The organism is Cyanobium sp. BA5m-10, from assembly GCF_024346255.1.
Taxonomy (GTDB): domain Bacteria; phylum Cyanobacteriota; class Cyanobacteriia; order PCC-6307; family Cyanobiaceae; genus Cyanobium_A; species Cyanobium_A usitatum.
In genome coordinates, this window is the sequence record NZ_JAGQCP010000001.1 from 158,218 (window position 1) to 175,531 (window position 17,314).

Genomic DNA, 17,314 nt, shown 5'->3' on the forward strand with positions numbered 1-17,314 from the left:
GGGCTTTAGGGCACGGGTATCAGTCTTCCGCCCAGATGTAGCGAGTGAGCTCTTCCGGCTTGGGTTCGGGAGCCGCAAGGGCGAATTCGACGCAATCTGCCACTTCGGCATCGATCTCCTTCTCGATCGACTTGAGCTCCTCGGCCGTAGTCAAGCCCTGCTCGATCAAGCGGCTGGCAAGGGATTTGATCGGATCTCGCTTGGCCCAAAACTCCTTTTCAGCCTCTTCGCGCAGCTCGTCGGGGTCAGCCAGGGAATGGCCGCGGAAGCGATAGGTGAGGCACTCCAGCAGGGTGGGGCCCTCTCCGGCCCGGGCCCTCTCAACGGCGCGCTGGGCGGCGGCACGCACTGCCAGCACGTCCATGCCATCCACCTCCTCACCAGCCATGCCAAAGGCAGCGGCCTTACGCCAGATCTCCGGATCGCTGGTGGCACGGTTGTGGTCCATACCAATGGCCCACTTGTTGTTCTCCACCACAAACAGGATCGGCAGCTTCCACAGCGCCGCCATGTTCAAACACTCGTAAAACTGGCCAATATTGCAGGTGCCGTCGCCGAAGAAGGCTGCGGTGACGGAGTCGCTGGAGGCATCTCCGAGGGCGTCGCGCTTATAGCGGCTGGTAAAAGCTGCGCCGAGCGCCACCGGAATACCCTCTCCGATGAAGGCGTAGCCACCGAGCAGGTGATGCTCCTTGGAAAAAAGGTGCATGGAGCCGCCACGGCCCTTGCTGCAGCCGGTTTCCTTGCCGAATAGCTCGCTCATCACCTCGCGGGCCGGCACGCCGCAGCTCAGGGCATGAACGTGGTCGCGGTAGGTGCTGCAAAACCAGTCGTGCTGCAGCTTCATCGCCTTGATCACGCCCGTGCTCACGGCTTCCTGGCCGTTGTAGAGGTGCACAAAGCCAAACATTTTGCCGCGGTAATACATCTCCGCGCACTTGTCCTCAAAACGCCGGCCAAGGGTCATGTCGCGATAGAGCATCAAGCCCTCGTCGCGATTCACCGTGGCAGGCACGGATGGGTAAAGGTTCTCGAGGCGCTCAGCGTGAGCCCCCACCAAACTGGTGACGTCGGCTGAACAGGTCGGTGCTCCGGAGGCTGATCCAGGTGCCGCCGCAATGTCGTGGCCCATGTCCGCCTGCGTCATTAACCAACTGTACGAGGTCTGTTCCCGCAGCAGCTGACAATTTGTGCCACAACCGCTGACCCTGCCTACAGTCAGCCACCAGTGGAAGGCAAGGATTGGAACTGCCGATCGATCATTTCCGGTTGCTCGGAGTCAACCCGACCACGGACTTGCAGTCCCTATTGCGCACCCTGCAGCAACGCATCGACCGGGCGCCAGATCAGGGATTTACCCAGGAAACCCTGCTAGCCCGTGAGGAACTACTGCGCGCCAGCGCCGACCTACTCAGCGACAGCAGCCGGCGCCAGGCCTACGAATCCGACCTGACGGCGCTGGCCGGCAGCGGGCCAACGCTGATGCCCGCCCTTGATGTGCCCACCAGCAAGGAGGTGGGCGGCCTGCTGCTGTTGCTCGAAGCGGGTCAGGCCTTCGAAAGCTTCGAGCTCGCCTGCCGGGCCCTACAGCCACCTCAGACGCCAGCGCTGGGAAGCACTCGCGAGGCCGACCTGGCCCTGTTAGCTGGCCTCGCCTGCCTGGCGGCCGCCATCGACCTGCACCAGCAGCGGCGCTACGAGGCCGCCGCCCAGACCCTGCAGCAGGGCCAGCACCTGCTGCAGCGGATGGGCCAATTACCAGCCATTCGCCAGCAACTCAGCGACGAGCTCGATGGTTTGCGGCCCTACCGAGTGCTGGACCTACTCAGCCGCAACCTCACGGCCCAAACGGAAAGAGCCGAGGGTCTGACCCTGCTTGAAGAGCTGGTGGCCCGCCGGGGCGGACTGGAGGGTTTCGGTGACCCGAGCATGGGCCCGGAGGAATTTCAAGCCTTTTTTAAGCAGATCCGTGCCTTCCTGACAGTGCAGGAGCAAGTGGATTTGTTCGGTCGCTGGGCAGAAGCCTCTGCGGCTGCAGATTTTTTGGCGAGCACCGCCCTCACCGCCTCCGGCTTTGCCCAACGCAAGCCCGAGCGCATCGCCGCGGCCCGCGAGCGGCTGGAGGCCAGCGGTCAAGACGGACTACAACCGCTGCTGGCCTGCCTGCATCTGCTGCTTGGGCAGGTGGACAAAGCCCGCAGCGCCTTCGATCAGGGAGCAACCCCCGAACTGAAGCGCTGGGCGGAGCAGCAAAGCAGCGATTCCCTTGCCCAACTTTGCGCCTACTGCCGCGACTGGCTGGCGCGTGATGTGTTGCCCGGCTACCGCGATCTGGAGGCTGATCCGGATCTGGAGGCCTACTTCGCCGACCGCGACGTACAGGCCTATGTCGAGCAGCACGACAGCCCTTCAGAGCGATTGCCAGCGACCGCCGAAAACGCCTTTGCCTGGGACACGGGCTCAGCCCCGGTTAGCGCAGCCCCAGCCAGCCCCAGCGGCGGCTTCCTGGAACAGGAAGACGAAGACGAGCAGTGGGACTGGGACGGGACGGCCTGGCTAGAGAACCTGCGGGAAGCCTGGGATAGCCATGGTCCTGCCTCCTGGATGGAGCGCATGCCCCACTGGCAGTTTCAGTGGCAGTGGCAGCGGCAGCGGCAGTGGCCGTCGCGCCGCACAACTACCGGAGTAGCCGTGGCAGCCGGGGTGGCACTGCTTGCCATCGCCTCGTTTGTGAGGCTGCGCTCTCCCGCCCCAGGCCCGGGCCGCACTCCCATCGCGGTGCAACCGGTCGCCCCACCAGCTGTTCCCATCAAGCCCTCCCCTCCCGTTAAGGCCACCCCTCCCGCCGAGCCCAGCCTGCCCCTGCGGGAGGAAGCGCCGAGTGAAGCCCAGGTGCAGGCCCTGCTCGAAGCATGGCTCGACGCCAAGGCCGCAATCCTGGCAGGCAAAGACAGTCGCATTCCCCTGGAGGTACTGGCCCGGCCAAGCCAGCTGGATCGACTCGGATCGGAGCGCGATGCCGACCAGGCCCGCGGCGAAACCCAGACCATCAGCACCGACATCACCAATCTGGTGATCAACGAGCGAGACGCCAACCGCATCGCCGCCACGGTGGGGCTGAGCTACACCGATCAGCGGCTCAACTCCAAGGGGGATTCTCAAGGCGAGCCCAGCAAGATGGAGCTTCGCAACCTCTATGTGTTTGGCCGCAACGGAGGTATCTGGCGCCTGGTGAGCTTCCAGAAAGCTCCCTGACCAGCCGGACTGGTTTTTACGATCGTTTGAATATGGGGTCTAGACCCCAACCCCTGGCTCCGGAGTGGCACCGCGATGTTTGACGAGCTTTCCCAGCGATTTGAAGAGGCGGTTAAGAGCCTGAGAGGGCAGGCCTCGATCACGGAAACCAACGTGGAAGGCGCGCTCAAGCAGGTGCGTCGAGCCCTGCTGGAGGCGGATGTGAGCCTGCCGGTGGTTCAGGACTTCGTCGAGGAGGTGCGCCGCAAGGCCGTGGGCGCCGAGGTGGTGCGGGGAGTTAGCCCGGATCAGAAATTTATCCAGCTGGTGCACGAGCAGCTGGTTGAAACCATGGGAGGCGAGAACGCCCCCCTGGCCGCAGGAGGCAAGCCCGGTGCACCCTCGGTGGTGCTGATGGCCGGCCTGCAGGGCGCCGGCAAAACCACCGCCACCGCCAAGCTCGGCCTGCACCTCAAGGAACAGGGGCGCAAGGCCCTCCTGGTGGGAGCAGACGTCTACCGACCTGCCGCCATTGAGCAGCTAAAAACCCTGGGCGCCCAAATCGGCGTGGAGGTATTCAGCCTTGGCACCGATGCCAAGCCCGAGGACATAGCCGCCGCCGGCATCGCCAAGGCCCGCGAGGAGGGCTTCGACACGGTGCTGGTAGACACCGCTGGCCGACTCCAAATCGACACGTTGATGATGGAGGAGATGGTGCGGATCCGTCAGGCCGTGCAGCCCGACGAGGTGCTGCTGGTGGTGGATTCGATGATCGGCCAGGAGGCCGCCGATCTCACCCGGGCATTCCACGAGCAGGTTGGGATCACAGGAGCCGTGCTCACCAAGCTCGACGGCGACTCCCGCGGCGGTGCCGCCCTCTCGATCCGCAAGGTGAGCGGTGCGCCGATCAAGTTCATCGGCACCGGCGAGAAGGTAGAGGCGCTCCAGCCCTTCCATCCCGAGCGGATGGCAAGCCGCATCCTCGGCATGGGCGACGTGCTCACCCTGGTGGAGAAGGCCACCAAGGAAGTGGAGCTGGCCGACGTGGCCCGCATGCAGCAAAAACTCCAGGAAGCCAGTTTTGACTTCTCCGACTTTCTGCAACAGATGCGCATGATCCGGCGCATGGGCTCCCTGGGCGGGCTGATGAAGCTGATCCCGGGCATGAACAAAATTGACGACGGCATGCTCAAGCAAGGCGAGGTTCAGCTCAAGAAGATCGAGGCGATGATTGGCTCAATGACAGAGATCGAGCGCCAGCAACCGGAGCTGCTGGCCGCCCAACCCTCAAGAAGGCGACGCATCGCCTCTGGCTGCGGCCACAGCTCGGCCGAGGTGGACAAGGTGCTGGCCGATTTCCAGAAGATGCGCGGCTTCATGCAGCAGATGACCCGCGGCGGCGGCATGCCCGGCATGCCAGGGATGGGGGGTATGCCCGGAATGCCAGGGATGCCCGGCATGCCTGGCCCCATGGGTGGCGGTGGCAGTGGCGGTGGCGGTGGGGCGGGGCAAAGAGTTGCCAAGCCCGCCAAGAAACGCAAGGGATTCGGCCAGCTATGAGCACCCGACGGGGTACATTGCTTGTTTGGACACCTAGCGCAAGGCCACGATGATCAAGCTCCGCCTGAAGCGGTTTGGAAAGAAGCGGGAAGCGAGTTTCCGCCTTGTTGCCACTAACAGCACCTCTCGCCGCGACGGACGTCCGCTTGAGGAGCTGGGCTTCTACAACCCCCGTACCAAAGAGACCCGTCTGGACACCGAGGCGATCCGCACTCGCCTGGGCCAGGGGGCCCAACCCACCGACACGGTGCGCTCCTTGCTGGAGAAGGGTGGTCTGATCGAGAAGACAGTGCGCCCCGCCGAGGTTGTTGGCAAGCAAAAGCAGGCTGATGCCCGCGAAGCTGCAGCCAAACAGGCTGTCAAGGAAGCAGCTGAGGCCAAGGCTGCCGAAGCTGCTGCTGCCGCCGAAGCCAAAGCAGCTGCCGAAGCTGCTGCTGCTGAAGCCGCCAGTGCCGACGAAGCAACTACGGAAGCCGCCGCTACCGCCGAAGCTTGAGCTTTCGCCCCATGGCAGAGCCAAAGGGGCCTACAAGCTTTGCCATTCCCCTGCCCAATCCTGCCGCGGCTCTAGCCCTGGCAGGTGACGCCGAATCATCCACCCTGCGCCAACTCGAAGCCCTCACCGGAGCTTCGCTAGTGCTGCGGGGGCTGGATTTGGTCATTCAGGCACCTCCCAGCCAGATGGAGAGAGCTGCGGCGTTGGTGGAATTGCTTCGCCCCCTGTGGCAGGAAGGCCAAGCCATCACCCAAGTAGATATGCGGGTAGCCCTGCAGGCCCTCGACACCGGCAGGAGCGCGGAGCATCAGCAAATGGGGCGCCAAGTGCTGGCCCGTAGCCAGAATGGCAAATTGCTGCGCCCGCGCACCCTGCGCCAGCAGTCCTATGTGGAAGCTATGGAGCGCCACGACCTCACCATTGCCCTCGGCCCGGCGGGCACTGGCAAAACCTTTCTGGCCGCCGTTCAGGCGGTGCGCATGCTCACCGAGCGCAAGGTCGAGCGGTTGGTGCTCACTCGCCCGGCGGTTGAGGCGGGCGAACGGCTCGGGTTTTTACCGGGCGATCTGCAGCAGAAAGTTGATCCCTACCTGCGCCCCCTCTACGACGCCCTGCACGCCCTGCTTGGCACCGAGCGCACCAGTGCCCTGCTGGAAAAAGGGGTGATTGAAGTGGCCCCTCTTGCTTACATGCGCGGCCGCACCCTGGCCGACGCCTTTGTGATCCTCGACGAAGCCCAAAACACCACCACCGCCCAGATGCGGATGGTGCTTACCCGGCTGGGGGAACACTCCCGCATGGTGGTAACTGGCGATCCCACCCAGGTGGACCTGCCCTATGGGGTAAAGAGCGGCCTGAAGGAAGCTGCCCAGGTGCTGCAGGGGGTGGAGGGGGTGGCGATCTGCGAGCTCACCGCGGCTGACGTGGTGCGCCACCCGCTAGTGCAGCGACTGGTGGAGGCCTATGCCGATCGCGATGCCACCAAGCTGGCGCCTGCCGTTAAAAGGCGATTCGATAGCCCGTGCAGTGAGCCTGAACCATGAACAAAGCAGAGCGCCTGCGCATCCCCGCGGAGATCGCCATAGCGGCTTTGGTGGCTTATTTACTCGGCTACTGGTTCACAAATCTGTTCCCGGGCTACCTACCCAAGATCGGCGGGCTTTGGTCGGCGATCTCCGCGATCGTGGTAACCCAGGCCACCCGCAGGGAGACAACCTCCTCAGCCTCGCTGCGAATTTTGGGTTCAGCCATAGGCGCCGGCACCAGTGCCATCTACCTGACGCTGCTTCCCTTTCACCCACTGGGCATGGCCGTGGCAATCTTCGCCACGGTTGCGCTCTGCGCAGCAATCAATGTGCCCAGCCATGGCCGCCTGGCAGCGATCACCGTGATCGTTGTGATGGTCACCGGCAGCCTGGATCCGAAGCTGAGTCCGGGGCTAAATGCCCTGCTGCGCTTGGCTGAATCATTCATCGGCACCGGCGTTGCGGTGCTCGCGGCTGGGCTCTGGCCTAGCTCAAACAACCAGGTCGGTGGCGATTCCTGAAGCCCAGGAGCCAAACCTAAGCCCATCCCGATAGGGAGATCCGCACCAACGGCAGCCAGCAGGGCCTCCCGTTGCCTACAGATCGCTGGCAGGATATAGAAACTTCGAATCCACTGGTGCGCCATGCCGGCCAGCAGCAATTTTCAACAGGCCATTCGTGAGGCCCAATCAAGCGCCCTAGTGGGCCCCAATGTGGTCAACAAGGCCCTGCCCTATGTGGGCGGCGGCATGGTGCTCACCGCCGGTGGGGTGATGGGAGGCCTGGCCCTGATGGCCAGCAGCCCAGCCCTGTTCATGCCCCTGTTCTGGGTGGCCCTGATCGGCAACTTCATCCTGTTCTTCGTGGCCCAGAATGTGGCCCTGAAGGGCAAAAACAACACTGCCCTGCCGCTGCTGACGGCCTACAGCCTGATCACCGGCTTCACCCTCAGTGGCATCGTTGCCTACGCCGTAAGTGCCGCTGGTGTAGGCGCCATCGGCACAGCCACCCTGGCTACGGGCATCACTTTTGTGGTGGCCTCAGTGGTGGGTCGCCGCATGAGCGACAACATCGGCCAAGCCCTGAGCGGCGTAGTGGGTCTGGGCATCCTCGGCCTGCTGATCGCCATGGTCGTGCAGATCATCGGTGGCATTTTTGCCCCAGGCGTTTTCAGCGGCGGCACCTTCGAACTGCTGATTGCAGGTTTCGGCACGGTGCTGTTCGTAGGCGCAGCCTTCGTCGACTTCTACACGATGCCTCGCACCTACAGCGACGACCAATACTTGGCCGGCGCCTTGGGGATGTATCTCACCTACATCAACCTATTTATCTTCATCTTGCGCTTGATCATTGCCCTCCAGGGCGGTGGCCGTCGCGACTGAGCTTCAATCCAGCAACTTAAGCGCCCCCAAAGGGGCGCTTTTTTTATGGCTGAGCCTGTGGCGTGGGCAATGCCGATGTCACTTCCCGCAGCGGATGGGTTGCACTGCCCCAACCAGCAAGCGGCAATTCAGGCGGGTTACCTGGGCTTAAGCGAGCAGCAGAGTTAAACCAAGCCAGCAGCAGGGCCCGCAAGGCCCCCCCGGACTCGCCCCTAGGCGAACGCAAATTGAAGTGATCGGCATTCTCAGCCAGAACCAGGCGATGGCCACTGGCGCCGCCCCGGGTGGCCCTGGCCATCGGCTCGATCGCCTCGGGCCCGGGCGGAACCACCCAGTCGCGGCTACCGCTGATCACCAGCACCTTCGCCTTCATGCTGCCGGCGGAATCGACATCAAATAGCAAGCGCATCGGCGGACTCACCGCAATGGCAGCAGCCACCCGGGGGTCTACCAAAGCGGCACTATCCGCCGAACCAACGAAGTTGCACTGCAATATCCAGCTGAGATTGCGGGAGGGGTCGCGCACCTCATCGCAAAGCTGCTGAAGTTTGGTGGTGATGGGCCGGGCCCCAGCCAGCTGCAACGCAGTGGTCGCCCCCCAGGAATGGCCTGCCACCAGCACCGCCTGGGTGTTCACCGATCGGCGCAAGGCGAGCCGCCCCTGGGCGGCGGCATCGATCACGGCCGACACATCTTTTGGCCGCAGGGCCAGCTCAGAAGGACTAGGAGGCGGCTGCTTGCCGGCCAGCATGGCTCGCTGCTGGCTTTGATCGCTGCCTGGGTGGCGGGGCAGCACCACGGTGTAGCCATGGCTAGCCAGGTGGGCTGCCCAGCCCTCGAAGTTGCTGGGGTCATCCCACAGCCCGTGGGAAATCACCACCAGTCGATTTGGCGCCGCTCCAGATCCGGTTGGCTCGAGCACCACCAGAGCCAACGGCTCCGGGCGATGGCCAACGACGATTTTTAATTCCTGGCGGGCAACAGACTGCCGTCCTGCCTCCTGCAGTGGTCCAGCACTGCCCACAGCCGGGATGGAGGCAATCAGCTTTTCAGCCGAGCGGCGTTGATCTCGAAACCGCTGAATTGAAAATCCCAACCGGCCCAGCTCCACCGTGACGCTCTGGCCTGGTAGCTGCTCGATCACATCCAGCATGGTGATGCCCCCCTTAGCGGCAGACCGCTCCATGGCTTGCTCAAACTGAGCCGGATCGAGCGGATCAGGCAAGCCATCGATGTCGCCTAGGGCCCCGACCAACAGCAGCACCTGATCAAGCAGCGGTGAACCCTGGGCCTGGCGAATAACCGCCTTGATCTCGAGGGGCAGGTTTGAGTTCACCACGGCCTTAAGCCTGCGGCCAATCTCGCCTCGGGTGGCACGGTCGAGCTCGGCCAGATCGCTGTCGCCGGAAATCAATGCTTCCGGACTGCGCAATTCAGCGACCCTGATGCTGAAGCCTGTCTCGAGCAGGGGCAGGCGCAAATTAATGGTTTCAATCGCCCCGGCAGGCGCCGGGGCCAGCAGGGCGGCGGCACCGATTCCCGTGGCCAGGATGCGCAACGCCCGGGATGGAAAGGGGCGAATCATGGGCAGAAGCGACGGCGGGGCAATCAAGTCATCTTGGCCTGGTTCAGGCCTCAGCCACAGCTTCGATTGCGGCGGCGATCGAGCTCCGCTGCTCGGCGTCGTAGCCCCAGCGATCTAGGAAGGCGACGTCTTCTCCCTGCCCGGCGGTAGCCGCCAGCAGGATTTCCAGCCGCTCCTTAACGGCCTGAGGCTCAAGGCTCCGCAGCAGTTCGGTGCAGCGGGCTTGCACCCGCTCCGAAGCCCCCTGCTGGCTGGAATCGCCAGCACGTTGATGGTGCAGGGCCATCGCCGTACTCATGGCCAGGTTGCGGGCCGAGAGATCGACGACGCCCTCGCCTGCCAGCCGCAGCTGGAGCAGCAGGGTTTCGGGCAGGCGGTCCATCAGCGGGCAGTCGCCGGCCAGGCTCACAACAAAAAAGCCCCGGGCACCATCGCGGCTTGCAACCAGCTCAGCCACCCGGTCGGCAAGTACTTCATCACTGAGTTCGCCGTGCTCCCACAACGCCAGCCACTGGGCCGTGATCTCCATGGCCTGCTGAAAAGTTGGTTCGGCAGCAGCAGTCATTGCGGTGAATAGGGCACAACCAGAAAGCCAGCCTATGGACTCTGCCGAGGCAGCAAGGGTGGCCCTGCCGGCTGCCAGGCTGGTGTTATGGAGTTTCCCACGACAATCCCGGCCCTACCCACGAGCCCTGAAGGCTTTCGCTCCGGCTTCGTGGCGCTGATCGGCCGGCCAAACGTGGGTAAATCCACCCTGCTCAACCAGCTGGTGGGCGAAAAGGTGGCGATCACCTCGCCCGTTGCCCAAACCACCCGCAACCGGCTGCGGGCGATCCTCACCACCGAAACAGCCCAGCTGGTGCTGCTAGATACGCCGGGTATCCACAAGCCCCACCACCTGCTGGGGGAGCGACTGGTGCAGAGCGCCCGCCGCGCCATCGGGGAAGTGGATGTGGTGCTGCTGCTGGTGGATGGCAGCGAGCCGGCTGGCCGGGGCGATGGCTTCATCGTGGAGATGTTGCAGCACTGCCGCGCACCTGTGCACCTAGCCCTCAACAAAAATGACCTGGTGGATCCGGCCCGGACCGAGGAGCTAACCCAGAGCTACCGCGAGCTGGTGCCGGGCTGGCCCCTTCATCCGGTGAGCGCCTTGAACGGCGCGGGTACCAGCGAGTTGGTGGCAGCTCTCGCCGCCGACCTACCGGAGGGTCCCCACCTATACCCACCGGATGCGGTGAGCGATCAGCCCGAGCAGTTGCTGCTGGCGGAGTTGATCCGCGAGCAGGTGTTGCACCAGACCCGCGAGGAGATTCCCCACTCGGTGGCGGTGCAGATCGAGCGCATCGTCGACGACGGGCCGCGCACCGCCGTGCTGGCCACGGTGTTGGTGGAGCGCAGCAGCCAGAAGGGGATCCTGATCGGCAAAGGGGGCCGCATGCTTAAGGAGATCGGCAGCGGCGCCCGCCAGCAGATGCAGAAATTGATCGACGGGCCGGTGTATCTGGAGCTGTTCGTGAAGGTGGTGCCCAATTGGCGCCGCAGCGCCGCGCGCTTGAGCGAACTGGGCTACCGGGGGGAGTAACACCTGCTTAGCCGCATTACCGGCTTAGCCGAAGCAATGCAAGTCAACCTCCACGACGCCAAAACCAATCTCTCCCGGTATGTCGAGCAAGCGCTCGATGGCGAGGAGGTGGTGATTGCGCGTGCCGGCAAAGCCATGGTGCGGCTGGTGCCGGTAGATGAGGCTCCTCGCCGACGCGAGCTCGGCTTTCTTCAGGGGTCTGCGGTTCTGGACTGCGACCTCAAAGCCGAGCTGCTGCTCAGGCTGGCCATCGCCCCTGAGCGCCTACCGGCAACGTTGCGTGGCACCCTCATGGTCCTCCGCTTGCCCATGCTGTAGAGCGTGGTGAGCCTCTGGAAACTGGCGCTCAAAACCTCCCTCGGCAAACCTGGATTCGTCGTCGACGCTGCTCAATTGCATGACGGACTGAAGCAGCAGGGCCACCAGGTGATCTGGATGGGCGACGGCGGGGCAGGCGGCTGAGAGAATCACTCCCATGAGCGAGCCCAGCCCCGACACCACCCCATTTCCTCCCGAAGAAATCGGAGCCTTTCTGCGCTGTTGCGCCGGCGAATGGATGGGCCTGCGCAGCCAGTTCGCCCTCGGCGAGGTAAATGCCGGTGATGACGACGACGACGGTTGGCACACAAGCGACCGCGGCGAGCTGGTGGTGGCCTTTCTCGAGGCCGAGACCGCTGGTGGGGCGGGCGGCCTGCAAGTGGGCCAGAAAGATGCGGTGGCCCAGCAGCAGCTGCACTTCGACGCCGAAGGTGGCTTCCGCAGCGGCGAGCAGCAGGGCCGCTGGCTGCTCTGGCCCGACGGCAGCCTGGAGCTGGTGATCCCAGGTGATGGCCGGGAGGTGCGCGAGCGAATCTGGTTCACCAAGCCCAATCTGAGACTGCGCTCCACGGTGGAAACCAGCGCTGATGGCAGCCCCGGCCGGGCCAGCTTCAGCTCCGAGATCCGCCGGGTGAGCCGGCCCACCGTGCCCGCGAGCTGAGCTGATGCGCCTTGATGTGGTGAGCCTGGCACCGGAGGCCTTTGCGCCACTGCTGGGCCTGGGCGTGATCGGCCGGGCCTTTGCTGCCGGCATCGCCGGGCTCCACACCCACAACCCCCGCGATTTCGCCACCGACAAATACCGCAAAGTCGACGACGAGCCCTACGGCGGCGGCGCCGGCATGGTGCTCAAACCAGAGCCGGTATTTGCGGCGGTGGAGGCGATCCCGGTGCTGCCGCGGCGTCGGGTGCTGCTGATGAGCCCCCAGGGCAAGCCCCTGCAGCAGAGCGATCTGCGCCGCTGGGCTAGCGGCTACGACCAGCTGGTGCTGATCTGCGGCCACTACGAAGGATTCGATGAACGCATCCGCTCCCTAGCCGATGAGGAGGTGTCGATCGGCGACTTTGTGCTCACCGGCGGGGAGCTGCCGGCGGCGGTGATCATCAACGGTGTAGTGCGGCTGCTGCCCGGCACCGTGGGTACCCAGGCCTGCCTCGAGGAGGAGAGCCACAGCGCCCTACTGCTCGAGCATCCCCACTACACCCGTCCCGCCAACTTCCGGGAGCTGGAGGTGCCGACGGTGCTGCGCAGCGGCGACCATGGTGCCATCGCCCGCTGGCGCTTTGAGCAGCAGCAGCAGCGCACCGCCGAACGCCGGCCGGATTTATTCGGGCGCTGGCAGGCGCAGCAGCAACTCCAGCAGTAGAAACAGCAAACTGGGCTAAGCCTCCGGTTGCCTTAACACCGATGCTGCTCAGCACCACCTCCAGCCTTGAAGGCCAGCCGATACGGCACTACATGGGCCTGGCCTGGTGCACGGCGAAACCATTTTGGGCGCCAATATCTTCCGCGACATCCTGGCCTCAATCCGCGACCTAATCGGCGGGCGGGCTAGGTCCTATGAGGTCACTCTGGAGCGGGCCCGGGAGATGGCACTGCAGGAACTAGGCAGGCGCGCTCGATTGCTGGGAGCCGATGCCGTTGTGGGGGTGCGGGTGGACTACGAGGTGCTGGGACAGGCGGGTGGAATGTTGATGGCTTGCGCCATCGGCACTGCCGTAAGGCTCGAGGCTGCTGGGGATTGGGCTTCTGGTGATAGGGGGCTACCACCGCCGCCGCTGCCACCTCAACCCTGACCCTGCTGCAGACCCCGCAACGCCGCGAGTAGGGCTGCCGGGCTCTGGGGGTCCACCATCAGCACACTGCCTCCAGGCGCATGGGCCATCTGCTCGCCCATGGCCATCCAGTCGCCGGCCAGCAACAAACGCATCGCCTCCGCTGCTTGAGGGTTGGCCTGCATCGCCTCGGCCAGCCGACTAGCCGCATCGGCCCTGGCCTGGGCCAGCAGGGTCTGCTGCTTGGCCTGGGCTTCGGCATCCAGCAGCAGGGCCTCCGCCCGGCCCCGGGCCGCATTCACCTGGGAGTCGCGCTCCCCTTCCGAACGCAAAATCGCCGCCCGCTTCTCCCGCTCAGCAGTCATCTGCTGCTCCATCGCCTGCTGCACGCCCCGGGAGGGCTGGATATCGCGTAGCTCCACCCGCGTCACCTTCACACCCCAGGGATCGGTGGCCTGATCCAGCTCCTTCATCAGCACCTCATTCACCTCTTGGCGGGTGGTGAAGGTTTGGTCGAGGTCGAGCTTGCCCATCTCGGCGCGGATCTGGGTCAGCACCAGATTCACCATGGCCGCCTGCAGGTTGTCGACGGCGTAGTAGGCGCGGGCGTGCTCCAGCAGCTGCCAATACACAACCGCATCCACCTCGATACCGACGTTGTCGCGGGTGATGCACTGCTGGGGCGGGATGTCGAGCACCCGCTCCTTAAGTGATTCATGGCTCACCACCTTCTCCAGCACCGGCAGCACCAGGGACAGGCCCGGCTGCAGCTGGCGGTCGTATTTGCCAAGGCGCTCCACTAGGCGCGACTGGCCGCCGCTGGTGACCTTGACGCTGCTAACGCCCAGCAGGGCCATCAGCACCAAGGCGGGCAGGGAGAGCAGAGCTTCCACGGCGGGAATCCGAGCAGGAGATGCCAACGCTAGTCAGCATGGGCGGGCTGAACCACACCCACGCCCGCCGCGCCGCCATGGCTCCCGTGTCGCTCCTCTGGCTACTGCTGGCCACCGGCCTGCTGCTGCTTGCCCTGGCGGGTGCTGAGGTGGATGGCCTGCTGCCGGCGGCGGTGGTGGCTCTGGTGTTGTCAGTGGCGACGGCCTGGTTACCCCTGCCGCCCCTGCTGCAGCTCGGGCTACTGGCGGGCCTCACCTGCCTGGGGGTGCTGGGTCTGCGGCGCTGGTCGGCACGGCAGCGCCACCGCAGCCTGCCGCCAGCGGAAAACGCCACAGTGCTCAGTGGCTTCAACGGCAGCGAAACGGGTCGGGTGCGCTGGCACGGCCAAAGCTGGAGCGCCGTCAACCTGGGCAGCAGCCAAGCTCTCAGCCCGGGTGCGGCCGTGACCGTGCTGGGCCGCGAGGGCAATCAGCTGCAGGTGCTGGGGCCTGGGTGAGATTGGGTCTTGGTGTTGATCCAGCCCTAGGGGAGACTGGGACCAAGCACCCCCACTCCATGCAACTGCGCATCGGCAATGGCTACGACATCCACCGGCTGGTGCCCGGTCGGGCGCTGATCCTGGGCGGCCAGCGGCTGGAGCATCCCGCCGGCCTGGGGCTTGATGGCCACAGCGATGCCGACGTGCTGGTGCACGCAATCATGGACGCCCTGCTGGGGGCCCTTTCCCTGGGTGACATCGGCCTCTATTTCCCCCCGGACGACCCGCAGTGGCAGGGGGCCGACAGCCTGGAGCTGCTGGAGCAGGTGGTGGCCCTGGTGATGGAGCGGGGTTGGAGCGTGGTGAATGTGGATTCAGTGCTAGTGGCCGAGCGGCCCAAGCTCAAGCCCCACATCGCCGCGATGTGTTCTGCAATCGCCTCCCGCATGGGGCTGACAGCCGATCAGGTGGGTGTCAAAGCCACTACCAACGAGCAGCTGGGGCCTGAAGGCCGCGAAGAGGGCATCTCCTGCCACGCCGTGGTCCTGCTGCAAAAGCCGTGAGCCGCCTCTGGCAGTCCAGCTTTTCTAAGTTTGTGAGATCGATATTGCTTCTAGGGATGACCCTGGTGCTGCTCTCCAGCCAAGCCAGCCCGGTGCACGCGGCCTTTGCCGAGCCCGATGGCTCCTACGACGTGGTGGTGGTGGAACACCTGCGCCTGAAGGTGCCGGCCGAGGGCCGCCAGGCCTGGCTTGAGGCGGAACGGGGCAGCTGGGAACCCTGGCTGGCCCAGCAGGAGGGCTTTCTCGATCGCCAGCTGCTCTGGGATCCCCTCACCGAGGAGGGCACCCTGCTGATCCGCTGGGTCGATCGCGAGCACTGGAAGGCGATTCCGCCGCAAGCGGTGCAGGCGGTGCAGGAGCGCTTCGAGCAGCTAGCCCAGGCGGCCAGCGGCCAATCGCAAGGCAACCCCTTCCCGCTGGTGTTTGAAGGTGAGCTGCTGCCGGCATGAGCCGCATCAGCGCAGACCAGGCCACCTACGTGCTCGGCAGCCCGGAGCATCGGCTCGACCTTGGCCGCCGCCAGCGGCTGGGGATGGTGGAGGCGATCTGGGGCGAGCACAAAAGTGCCGAGCAGATCGCCCGGATCCTGGAAGAGTTGCATGGCTTAGGAGAGCTGGCGCTTGTGACCCGCGTCTCCCCTGAGAAGGCAGAAGCCGTGGCAGCACTGCTAGGGGGGGAGAGAGGGGAGGCCTGGCTTCTGCAGCACCATCCCCAGGCCCGCTGTCTCAGCGCCGGGCTCCTACCAAGCCCAGAATCAAGGCTGGGTCGGGTAGCGGTGCTAAGCGGCGGCACCAGCGATTTACCGGTGGCGGCCGAGGCCCAGCTGGCCCTGGCCTGCCATGGCATCGCCACCGAACTGGTGCTGGATGTGGGCGTGGCGGGGCTGCACCGGCTGCTGGAGCGCCTCGAAGACCTGCGTCATGCCGATGTGCTGATCGCCTGCGCTGGTATGGAGGGAGCCCTGCCCACCGTGCTGGCCGGGCTGCTGCCCCAGCCGGTGATTGGAGTGCCAGTGGCTGTGGGCTACGGCGTAAGTGCCGGAGGCGTGGCAGCCCTGCACGGCATGTTGGCTAGTTGCGCCCCCGGGCTCACGGTGGTGAACATCGACAACGGTTATGGCGCCGCCATGGCAGCCCTGCGGATCCTGGGCTGCGGGCTTGGGCGCTCAGCAGCCGGGACGCAGGGGAGTTGAACCGGGCTGCTCAATCTCGAGCACCGCTTGGATCCAGAGCTGCATCGAGCGGGGCAAAAGTCCCTGCTCGTAGCGCTCGATGGCCTGCAGCAGCACCGCTGTATTGACCCAGGTTGGCGAGCGACGCAGCATGAAACCAGCCGGCACTCAACGCAGTGTGGGTAGCTAGCCAGGCAGGGGCAAGGGGAGAAGCAACGATCTCCCCTCGCCGTTTGGGACTCGAACCAGGACAACAGTCCTAGAGGTGTTGGAGCTGGGGGTAGGCCGTCAGCAATTCTTCGGTGCTCAGCACTTCACCGGCCCCTTCAGGCTGCCAGATCACCTCGATCGCCAGCAGATCAGCGGCACCGACGGCGCCGAGCTGCTGCAGCGAATCACGCACCTGGTCCGCACTGCCCGAACCCTTGAGAGCAAGCCGGCTGCGGCTTGCCACCAGCAGGGTGACGGCGATGAAATCGCTACTGGCATCGCTATCTCCCGCAGCCACGCTGTCATCGCTAAAGCGCTTGCCGCCCACATTGGTGGTGACCTCCCGCTGCAACTTGCTGCGCTCCGTCATCGAGAGGCGATTGAAGGTGGATTCGGCACTAGCAAAAGGCACCTGACCCACCTCTGAATTGGCATAGACCCAGAGGTCGGGGTGGCGCAGCAGGGCCAAGGTGGTCTCTTGAAGCAGGGCTTGGAGGCCCGCCGCATGGCTGGTGTCAGCGCTGCCAGCTAGACGGCGCAGATCCGTTTGAAGCTGGCGGGCCGATGCCAGCAGCCCAACCTGCAGCTGGCTGATCGTGACCGGGCCATCGGGGCGGCCGCCGCCCACCAGATCGCCGCGGCTGCCAGATATTGCTGGCCCCTGGCCGCCACCACCGCCACCTCGCACCGCGTTGAGCAACAGACCTCCCACGGCCATCAGCACAAGGAAACCGAACAGGCCGCCACCACCGAAACCAAACATTGGAATCAGGAAGGGAAAGCCGATCCCCCCTCCCCCGTAGCCACCGCGGTAGCCGCTGTTATAGCCACCACCACCTCGGTAGCCACCACCGCCGTAGCTCCTCGGCATCGAGGGGGCCGAGCGGAAGCTACCGCCACCGATGCGGCCGCCACTGGCGGCCCAGCTGGGGCTGGGATGCACCACCAACAGGCTCAGGACCAACATCGGCACGGCCAACAAGCTGAAGCAGCGCCGCAAAACCAGACGGGTAGAAAGCGCCAAGGCGCTGGAAGCGATT

At 64.9% G+C, this 17,314-nt stretch carries 22 protein-coding genes; 16 read left to right on the forward strand and 6 right to left on the reverse strand.

Annotated elements, in window-relative coordinates; translation table 11 throughout:
- Window positions 1–19: 19 nt before the first annotated feature.
- The gene (pdhA, locus tag KBY85_RS00925; RefSeq protein WP_106502205.1) at window positions 20–1,147 is read right to left on the reverse strand and encodes a pyruvate dehydrogenase (acetyl-transferring) E1 component subunit alpha; all 1,128 of its coding nucleotides are present in this window, start codon (window positions 1,145–1,147) and stop codon (window positions 20–22) included.
- Between the two features lie 149 nt (window positions 1,148–1,296).
- Here pdhA and KBY85_RS00930 point away from each other — a divergent pair, with 149 nt between their 5' ends.
- From KBY85_RS00930 to KBY85_RS00955, 6 genes are all read left to right on the forward strand, one after another.
- The gene (locus KBY85_RS00930; RefSeq protein WP_254959693.1) at window positions 1,297–3,255 is read left to right on the forward strand and encodes an IMS domain-containing protein; all 1,959 of its coding nucleotides are present in this window, start codon (window positions 1,297–1,299) and stop codon (window positions 3,253–3,255) included.
- A 75-nt stretch (window positions 3,256–3,330) separates the two neighbouring features.
- Complete coding sequence (ffh, locus tag KBY85_RS00935) at window positions 3,331–4,794, forward strand: signal recognition particle protein (RefSeq protein ID WP_254959694.1); 1,464 nt, start codon at window positions 3,331–3,333, stop codon at window positions 4,792–4,794.
- Window positions 4,795–4,843: 49 nt separating this feature from the next.
- Window positions 4,844–5,290, forward strand: coding sequence for a 30S ribosomal protein S16 (rpsP, locus tag KBY85_RS00940; protein ID WP_254942146.1), 447 nt, complete (start codon window positions 4,844–4,846; stop codon window positions 5,288–5,290).
- Between the two features lie 11 nt (window positions 5,291–5,301).
- Window positions 5,302–6,333 carry a PhoH family protein gene (locus tag KBY85_RS00945; RefSeq protein ID WP_254959695.1) on the forward strand — a complete coding sequence of 344 codons (1,032 nt, stop codon included), beginning with the start codon at window positions 5,302–5,304 and terminating at the stop codon, window positions 6,331–6,333.
- Window positions 6,330–6,836: an aromatic acid exporter family protein gene (locus KBY85_RS00950; RefSeq protein WP_254959697.1), complete on the forward strand. Its 507-nt coding sequence runs from the start codon at window positions 6,330–6,332 to the stop codon at window positions 6,834–6,836. The genes KBY85_RS00945 and KBY85_RS00950 overlap by 4 nt, the downstream gene beginning before the upstream one ends.
- A gap of 123 nt (window positions 6,837–6,959) precedes the next feature.
- Window positions 6,960–7,697 carry a Bax inhibitor-1 family protein gene (locus KBY85_RS00955; protein ID WP_254959698.1) on the forward strand — a complete coding sequence of 246 codons (738 nt, stop codon included), beginning with the start codon at window positions 6,960–6,962 and terminating at the stop codon, window positions 7,695–7,697.
- Window positions 7,698–7,740: 43 nt separating this feature from the next.
- Here the strand turns inward: KBY85_RS00955 and KBY85_RS00960 are convergent, their stop codons facing one another.
- Window positions 7,741–9,282 (reverse strand): alpha/beta fold hydrolase, encoded by a 1,542-nt coding sequence (locus KBY85_RS00960; protein ID WP_254959700.1) that lies wholly within the window; start codon window positions 9,280–9,282, stop codon window positions 7,741–7,743.
- A 43-nt stretch (window positions 9,283–9,325) separates the two neighbouring features.
- A complete protein-coding gene (locus tag KBY85_RS00965) occupies window positions 9,326–9,847 on the reverse strand; it encodes a hypothetical protein (RefSeq protein ID WP_254959702.1) in 522 nt (173 codons plus the stop codon).
- Window positions 9,848–9,934: 87 nt separating this feature from the next.
- Here KBY85_RS00965 and era point away from each other — a divergent pair, with 87 nt between their 5' ends.
- From era to KBY85_RS00995, 6 genes are all read left to right on the forward strand, one after another.
- Window positions 9,935–10,864, forward strand: a complete 930-nt coding sequence (gene era, locus KBY85_RS00970; protein WP_254959704.1) for a GTPase Era — start codon at window positions 9,935–9,937, stop codon at window positions 10,862–10,864.
- A 36-nt stretch (window positions 10,865–10,900) separates the two neighbouring features.
- The gene (locus KBY85_RS00975; protein WP_254959706.1) at window positions 10,901–11,182 is read left to right on the forward strand and encodes a type II toxin-antitoxin system Phd/YefM family antitoxin; all 282 of its coding nucleotides are present in this window, start codon (window positions 10,901–10,903) and stop codon (window positions 11,180–11,182) included.
- A 6-nt stretch (window positions 11,183–11,188) separates the two neighbouring features.
- The gene (locus KBY85_RS00980; RefSeq protein WP_254959707.1) at window positions 11,189–11,326 is read left to right on the forward strand and encodes a hypothetical protein; all 138 of its coding nucleotides are present in this window, start codon (window positions 11,189–11,191) and stop codon (window positions 11,324–11,326) included.
- A gap of 13 nt (window positions 11,327–11,339) precedes the next feature.
- The gene (locus KBY85_RS00985) at window positions 11,340–11,843 is read left to right on the forward strand and encodes a phycobiliprotein lyase (protein ID WP_254959708.1); all 504 of its coding nucleotides are present in this window, start codon (window positions 11,340–11,342) and stop codon (window positions 11,841–11,843) included.
- Window positions 11,844–11,847: 4 nt separating this feature from the next.
- Complete coding sequence (trmD, locus tag KBY85_RS00990; RefSeq protein WP_254959710.1) at window positions 11,848–12,549, forward strand: tRNA (guanosine(37)-N1)-methyltransferase TrmD; 702 nt, start codon at window positions 11,848–11,850, stop codon at window positions 12,547–12,549.
- Window positions 12,550–12,655: 106 nt separating this feature from the next.
- Window positions 12,656–12,979, forward strand: coding sequence for a heavy metal-binding domain-containing protein (locus KBY85_RS00995; RefSeq protein WP_396121790.1), 324 nt, complete (start codon window positions 12,656–12,658; stop codon window positions 12,977–12,979).
- Here KBY85_RS00995 and KBY85_RS01000 read toward each other — a convergent pair.
- Window positions 12,970–13,851 carry an SPFH domain-containing protein gene (locus KBY85_RS01000; RefSeq protein WP_254959711.1) on the reverse strand — a complete coding sequence of 294 codons (882 nt, stop codon included), beginning with the start codon at window positions 13,849–13,851 and terminating at the stop codon, window positions 12,970–12,972. The two genes, KBY85_RS00995 and KBY85_RS01000, sit on opposite strands and share 10 nt — an antisense overlap.
- Window positions 13,852–13,871: 20 nt before the next feature.
- Between KBY85_RS01000 and KBY85_RS01005 the strand changes: the two genes are divergently transcribed.
- The 4 genes from KBY85_RS01005 to larB are packed head-to-tail and all read left to right on the forward strand — an operon-like array spanning window position 13,872 to window position 16,085.
- The gene (locus KBY85_RS01005) at window positions 13,872–14,348 is read left to right on the forward strand and encodes an NfeD family protein (RefSeq protein WP_254959712.1); all 477 of its coding nucleotides are present in this window, start codon (window positions 13,872–13,874) and stop codon (window positions 14,346–14,348) included.
- Window positions 14,349–14,407: 59 nt separating this feature from the next.
- Window positions 14,408–14,893, forward strand: coding sequence for a 2-C-methyl-D-erythritol 2,4-cyclodiphosphate synthase (gene ispF / locus KBY85_RS01010; protein WP_106502222.1), 486 nt, complete (start codon window positions 14,408–14,410; stop codon window positions 14,891–14,893).
- Window positions 14,894–14,949: 56 nt separating this feature from the next.
- Entirely contained in the window at window positions 14,950–15,342 is a 393-nt protein-coding gene (locus KBY85_RS01015) for a TIGR03792 family protein (RefSeq protein WP_254959713.1), read from the forward strand.
- A complete protein-coding gene (gene larB / locus KBY85_RS01020; protein WP_254959714.1) occupies window positions 15,339–16,085 on the forward strand; it encodes a nickel pincer cofactor biosynthesis protein LarB in 747 nt (248 codons plus the stop codon). Before KBY85_RS01015 ends, larB begins: the two co-directional genes overlap by 4 nt.
- On the opposite strand, the gene KBY85_RS01025 is transcribed toward larB, so the two are convergent.
- Both KBY85_RS01025 and KBY85_RS01030 read right to left on the reverse strand, forming a co-directional pair.
- Window positions 16,059–16,217, reverse strand: a complete 159-nt coding sequence (locus KBY85_RS01025) for a hypothetical protein (RefSeq protein WP_254937779.1) — start codon at window positions 16,215–16,217, stop codon at window positions 16,059–16,061. The two genes, larB and KBY85_RS01025, sit on opposite strands and share 27 nt — an antisense overlap.
- 106 nt (window positions 16,218–16,323) lie before the next feature.
- Window positions 16,324–17,313: a DUF1517 domain-containing protein gene (locus KBY85_RS01030; protein WP_396121792.1), complete on the reverse strand. Its 990-nt coding sequence runs from the start codon at window positions 17,311–17,313 to the stop codon at window positions 16,324–16,326.
- Window position 17,314: the final 1 nt, after the last annotated feature.

Coding starts and splice junctions, on each gene's coding strand:
- larB (WP_254959714.1), top strand. CDS start 15,339: ATGAGCCGCATCAGCGCAGACCAGGCCACCTACGTGCTCGGCAGCCCG.
- KBY85_RS00955 (WP_254959698.1), top strand. CDS start 6,960: ATGCCGGCCAGCAGCAATTTTCAACAGGCCATTCGTGAGGCCCAATCA.
- KBY85_RS01025 (WP_254937779.1), bottom strand. CDS start 16,217: ATGCTGCGTCGCTCGCCAACCTGGGTCAATACAGCGGTGCTGCTGCAG.
- KBY85_RS00965 (WP_254959702.1), bottom strand. CDS start 9,847: ATGACTGCTGCTGCCGAACCAACTTTTCAGCAGGCCATGGAGATCACG.
- KBY85_RS00945 (WP_254959695.1), top strand. CDS start 5,302: ATGGCAGAGCCAAAGGGGCCTACAAGCTTTGCCATTCCCCTGCCCAAT.
- KBY85_RS01015 (WP_254959713.1), top strand. CDS start 14,950: ATGACCCTGGTGCTGCTCTCCAGCCAAGCCAGCCCGGTGCACGCGGCC.
- KBY85_RS01005 (WP_254959712.1), top strand. CDS start 13,872: ATGCCAACGCTAGTCAGCATGGGCGGGCTGAACCACACCCACGCCCGC.
- trmD (WP_254959710.1), top strand. CDS start 11,848: ATGCGCCTTGATGTGGTGAGCCTGGCACCGGAGGCCTTTGCGCCACTG.
- rpsP (WP_254942146.1), top strand. CDS start 4,844: ATGATCAAGCTCCGCCTGAAGCGGTTTGGAAAGAAGCGGGAAGCGAGT.
- KBY85_RS00975 (WP_254959706.1), top strand. CDS start 10,901: ATGCAAGTCAACCTCCACGACGCCAAAACCAATCTCTCCCGGTATGTC.
- KBY85_RS00950 (WP_254959697.1), top strand. CDS start 6,330: ATGAACAAAGCAGAGCGCCTGCGCATCCCCGCGGAGATCGCCATAGCG.
- ffh (WP_254959694.1), top strand. CDS start 3,331: ATGTTTGACGAGCTTTCCCAGCGATTTGAAGAGGCGGTTAAGAGCCTG.
- KBY85_RS00960 (WP_254959700.1), bottom strand. CDS start 9,282: ATGATTCGCCCCTTTCCATCCCGGGCGTTGCGCATCCTGGCCACGGGA.
- era (WP_254959704.1), top strand. CDS start 9,935: ATGGAGTTTCCCACGACAATCCCGGCCCTACCCACGAGCCCTGAAGGC.
- KBY85_RS00985 (WP_254959708.1), top strand. CDS start 11,340: ATGAGCGAGCCCAGCCCCGACACCACCCCATTTCCTCCCGAAGAAATC.
- pdhA (WP_106502205.1), bottom strand. CDS start 1,147: ATGACGCAGGCGGACATGGGCCACGACATTGCGGCGGCACCTGGATCA.
- ispF (WP_106502222.1), top strand. CDS start 14,408: ATGCAACTGCGCATCGGCAATGGCTACGACATCCACCGGCTGGTGCCC.